The sequence below is a fragment of the Planktothrix sp. FACHB-1355 genome (assembly GCF_014748295.1).
GTDB classification, from domain to species: Bacteria; Cyanobacteriota; Cyanobacteriia; order Cyanobacteriales; family Aerosakkonemataceae; genus Aerosakkonema; species Aerosakkonema funiforme_A.
This window is the reverse complement of the sequence record NZ_JACJUP010000527.1, coordinates 1-4496: the sequence shown is the minus strand read 5'-3', so window position 1 is coordinate 4496 and position 4496 is coordinate 1. Positions and strand designations below refer to the sequence as shown.

The 4496-nt window shown below is 47.0% G+C and carries 6 protein-coding genes; 3 read left to right on the top strand and 3 right to left on the bottom strand.

Going from position 1 to position 4496, the window contains the following annotated elements; translation table 11 throughout:
* On the bottom strand, positions 1-320 hold a 320-nt coding region (locus tag H6S82_RS19870), incomplete at its 3' end, for a DUF2854 domain-containing protein (RefSeq protein ID WP_191056600.1).
* A 159-nt stretch (positions 321-479) separates the two neighbouring features.
* Here H6S82_RS19870 and H6S82_RS19865 point away from each other — a divergent pair.
* The 3 genes from H6S82_RS19865 (at position 480) to H6S82_RS19855 (ending at position 1378) form a co-directional block, all read left to right on the top strand.
* Entirely contained in the window at positions 480-842 is a 363-nt protein-coding gene (locus tag H6S82_RS19865; RefSeq protein ID WP_190475850.1) for a zinc ribbon domain-containing protein, read from the top strand.
* Between the two features lie 22 nt (positions 843-864).
* On the top strand, positions 865-1122 hold the full coding sequence (locus H6S82_RS19860; RefSeq protein WP_190475847.1) for a hypothetical protein: 258 nt from the start codon (positions 865-867) through the stop codon (positions 1120-1122).
* 73 nt (positions 1123-1195) lie between these two features.
* Positions 1196-1378: a hypothetical protein gene (locus H6S82_RS19855; protein WP_190475857.1), complete on the top strand. Its 183-nt coding sequence runs from the start codon at positions 1196-1198 to the stop codon at positions 1376-1378.
* 97 nt (positions 1379-1475) lie between these two features.
* On the opposite strand, the gene H6S82_RS19850 is transcribed toward H6S82_RS19855, so the two are convergent.
* Positions 1476-1913 carry a response regulator transcription factor gene (locus tag H6S82_RS19850; protein WP_242057036.1) on the bottom strand — a complete coding sequence of 146 codons (438 nt, stop codon included), beginning with the start codon at positions 1911-1913 and terminating at the stop codon, positions 1476-1478.
* 403 nt (positions 1914-2316) lie between these two features.
* Positions 2317-4470 (bottom strand): polyphosphate kinase 1, encoded by a 2154-nt coding sequence (ppk1, locus tag H6S82_RS19845; protein ID WP_190475845.1) that lies wholly within the window; start codon positions 4468-4470, stop codon positions 2317-2319.
* Positions 4471-4496: the final 26 nt, after the last annotated feature.

The window sequence follows — 4496 nt, the reverse complement described above, 5'->3', positions numbered from 1 at the left end:
CCCAGCTGAGCGAGAGGTCTGTCGAAATGGGTATCCTGACCGTAGCTGTGGCGAGTTAAATCTTTGCGAAGCTTGTTTTGCGTCAAGGTCGCTTGCTGCTTTCGCAGTTCCAGCACGTTCGGAGGTGTCGGTTGAGTAAAGGGTATAGGTTTGAGTTCATTCGCCTTGAGAGCCAGTCCTCCCAGGAGGAGAGGAAAGCCGTAAAAGAATCCCACTAGGTTGAGTGTGGCATTATCGGCAAAGTAAGCTGCAAATCCAACTATAGTTAGAATGCTGCCCAGACTTAAGCCTAATGTTGCCAACGAAGTTTGACGTAACATATTAGTTGGGTAGTTAAATCACCAATCCTTATAGAATAAGGGGGTTTGGATGAAATCTAAAACCCCTGCCTCTACAGCTTGGTGTTTTAGATTTAGCCAAGTAAATTTAAAGTGGTAGACGTATCGTAAATTTACGATCTCCCCTCGACCCTACCCGATTTGGTAGCTTTAGAAGATCTGCAAGTGGGAAAAATGGTGAAAAACCATCACCTAGCTAAATCGATTTCCGATATAGCCCAGTTAAGATTTCGTCAGTGGTTGGAGTATGTGGGAAAGATTTTTGGTGTAACGGTAATTGCTGTGGCACCTCATTACACTTTCCAGGAATGTTCCTGTTCTGGTGAAATTCTGAAACATTCCCGAGATCCCGGCTTTCCCAGATGTCTTCACTGTGGGGATGTGGAAGAGCGGGATGTCAAAACCAACAAAAATATTTTAAGAGCAGCGTTATGTCAACAAAGCCGAGTCAACACTCATCCAGATGGTTTGCTCCACAACAAAGTTCCTGACTCATCGCCGTAATTTTTAAAGTGTGGGCTTAAACATGACTGGAGATGGAAATCAGAATGGCACTCAAGAGCGTACCTTACTAGAGCAGATCAACTCGCTCAAGCGGGAGGACGAAACGCTTTATAATATCCTAGCGGTAGATGTTTGGGCTCTTGCCAAAACTATGGATGAGTTTCAACCTGGGTTTTGGGCGGCGTTTATGAAAAATCGGGAAAAAGCACTCAAGCGGTTTATTGCCGAATCGAGCAAAAACAAGCATACGGATACCGATCGGCCTCCTTTTTTGCGGTAAAGAGGGGAGATGCGATCGACAGACCGCTACTCTCTTTTAAACTTGAGGTGTAAGCGAGCGAAAAAAAAATATGATGGAGCCACAAACAATTAAAGAACGAATTTCCTTGATTGAAAGCAAGCGCGAAGCTTTGTTACGGCTTCTGGAACAGCCAGACTTGGGAACTCTGAGAATTGATGTCAACCAAGCGCTGGAAGAAATGGACGATTTGATCGATGAATTTAAACGCACTTTTCCCGATGCGGAAGTAAGTTAACTGCTCATAGCCCTGCCTGGTAACCAGGTATGGCGTGATGCGGAAAGCCCCCGTGATTTATGCGGGGGAGTGTCAAACTTGGCAACCGCTAACACCATCAAGTACCACTGCCATTCCGATTCCCCAATTCCTTGACTAGCTCAATCAGTTCGTGGGTGGCAGTTTCTTTGCTGCAAAAGGCATCAACGCTTGGCTTTGGGTTCGTGGCGGTAGCTTGTTGCTCCTCCACGGCTGAGTAAGCGATGATTTGGGCCTGGGGATACATACTTTTGATATATCTAGAAGCGCTCCAACCATCCATGACTGGCATCTGCAAATCGAGGATGATCACGTCAGGGCGATGGTTTTCCACCATTCTAATCGCCTCTTGGCCGTTAGAGGCCAAGCCAACTAGCTCGATATTTTTTTGGCTGGAAAGGGCAAATTTCAAGCTCAGCCGAGTGAGTTCGTGGTCGTCAACCACTAGGACTCGTAAACTGGAACTATCACAACAGGACAACATTACGACCTCAGATGCTTTTCTAATGTCAGACATGGTTACAGTGTACGTTTGCTTATCGGTCTGCTTCATCTATCATTTGAGCGAATCAATAAATTAATTCTTTACTTGTTAGAGAAGCTTCCATACCATGTTATATAAAGATTTAATTCTTAAGAAATGCTTAACGTAACAATACTGATGTTTAAATTCGATTTTTTTCGGTGTAATTGCGGTTAATTTTTGACTGGGCGCAGAAGATCGCTTTATTTTACGTATATTCACGGGTATAACGTTGCCCCAGATGTTTGGACCGGTTGGAAATTGGTAATTACGGCAAAGAGTATGAGGCGATCGAGCAATGGAAAAGAAAGGCGGGAATCCCGCCCTTCGAGAGTTTTGAGTGCCAAAATTATCTATATCGTCTGTTTTTGAGATTCCAGAGCTTGGTAGCTAAACCTTAAGCTGTTCCACCTGAAGAAAGAGCCATTTCCATCAAAATGGCTTGTGCATTTTGCTCGCTGGCGCTATCGGTGGGACGGCGTTGGATGTAACTGCCATCAGGCTGTAATTCCCAAGCTTTGCGGTTATCTGCGAGCATAATTCCCAAAATTTCTTGTAAATCTTTGGCAAGATTTGCATCTTCTACAGCTACGATCGCCTCTACGCGGCGATCGAGGTTGCGAGTCATCCAATCGGCGCTGCCGATGTAGACTTCCTCTTGACCTGCATTATGAAAATAATAGATGCGCGAGTGTTCCAAAAAGCGACCGACAATGCTGATAATGCGGATATTTTCGCTCACGTCTGGTAAGCCCGGACGCAGACAGCATACTCCTCGCACGATCGCATCGATTTGAACGCCGGCACGGGAAGCTTCGTAGAGAGCAGCAATAATCTTGGGATCGACCAGTGAGTTCATCTTGACGACAATGCGACCGGAATGACCTTTTTGACAATGTTCCGCTTCTCGCAGAATCAGAGAAGTCATGCGATCGCGCAGGTTTACAGGTGCTACCATCAGCTTGCGGTAAGACCGCTGTCGCGAGTAACCTGTTAAATAATTAAACAAATCCGTCAGATCTGCTCCCAATTCTTCACGACAGCTTAGCAATCCCAGATCAGTATAAATACGGGCAGTTTTGGGGTTATAGTTGCCAGTACCGATGTGGACGTAGCGGCGAATGCGATCGTCTTCCCGACGTACTACCAGTACGACTTTGGTGTGAGTTTTCAAACCGACCAAACCGTACACGACATGAACTCCAGCTTGTTCCAGCTTGCGTGCCCAGATGATATTGTTTTCTTCATCAAAGCGAGCTTTGAGTTCTACCAGCACCGCCACCTGTTTGCCATTTTCTGCGGCTGCAATCAAAGCATTGACGATCGGCGAATCTCCAGAAGTGCGGTAGAGAGTCATTTTAATCGCCAGAACGTTTGGGTCGTGTGCGGCTTGGGTGATGAAGCGCTGCACGGTAGCGGCAAAAGAGTGATAGGGGTGGTGTAACAGCAAATCCGAGGCGCGAATGACGCTGAAAAAATCTTCTCCTTCTTCTGTATCCCTTTGGAAATGAGACCCATCGGGTTCGACGATGCGGCGCACGCGGGGGGGTACTACTGGAGTCCAGGCAGGATCTTTGAGTTCTGGTAGGGGCAATTCCATAAATGCCATTAAATCGCCCAGTCCCAGCAAACCTTCTACTTCATAGACTTGGTTCTGGTTCAAAGATAATTCTTGCATTAAAGTTTGGCGTACCGGATCGGAGGTAGTGGCTTGAATTTCCAGACGCACTACCGATCCTGCCAAGCGACGTTTGCGGAGTTCTTGTTCGATCGCTAAAAGCAAATCTTCGGCTTCGTCTTCTTCTACTGTCAAGTCGGCGTGGCGAGTAATTCGGAACGGATGGCATTCCTGAATATTCATACCGGGAAACAATGATGCCAAATTATGGGCAATTACTTGTTCCAGAGGAACTCCCGTCCAGATATCGGTACTATCCCGCAATTCTTCCGGCAATCGTAAAAACCGGGGCAACATCTTCGGGACTTTAACGCGGGCAAACAATTCCTCTCCGGTGTCCGGGTCTTGAACTACGACGGCAAGATTGAGACTGAGATTGGAAATATAAGGAAAAGGATGACCGGGATCGACAGCAAGAGGAGTCAGTACGGGAAAAATTTGCTCTTCAAAATAATTTTGCAGGTAAATGCGCTGTTCCTGATTTAAGTCCATGTAGTCGAGGATATGGACTCCGCGTTTAGCCAGTTGGGGTCGCAATTCTTGCTCGAAGTGTTGATGCTGTTGGGTAACGAGGGGGCGCAGCCGCTGACCGATCAGATCGAGTTGTTCGCTGGGTGTCCGACCGTCGGGAGTGGGGCGACTTACGTTTGCTTCTACTTGTTGCTTGAGACCGGCGACGCGAACCATGAAGTACTCATCTAAATTCGAGCTGAAAATCGCCATGAATTTTAGGCGTTCTAGCAGGGGAGTGCGGGGATCGATCGCTTCGTGGAGAACCCGGTGATTGAACTCTAACCAGCTCAATTCCCGGCTGAAGTAATATTGGGGATCGCGAAGGTTGATGGCGGTTGTGGTTTTTTTGGTTTTAGCCATGATTTCGGGAGGTATAGCTAGGGCTA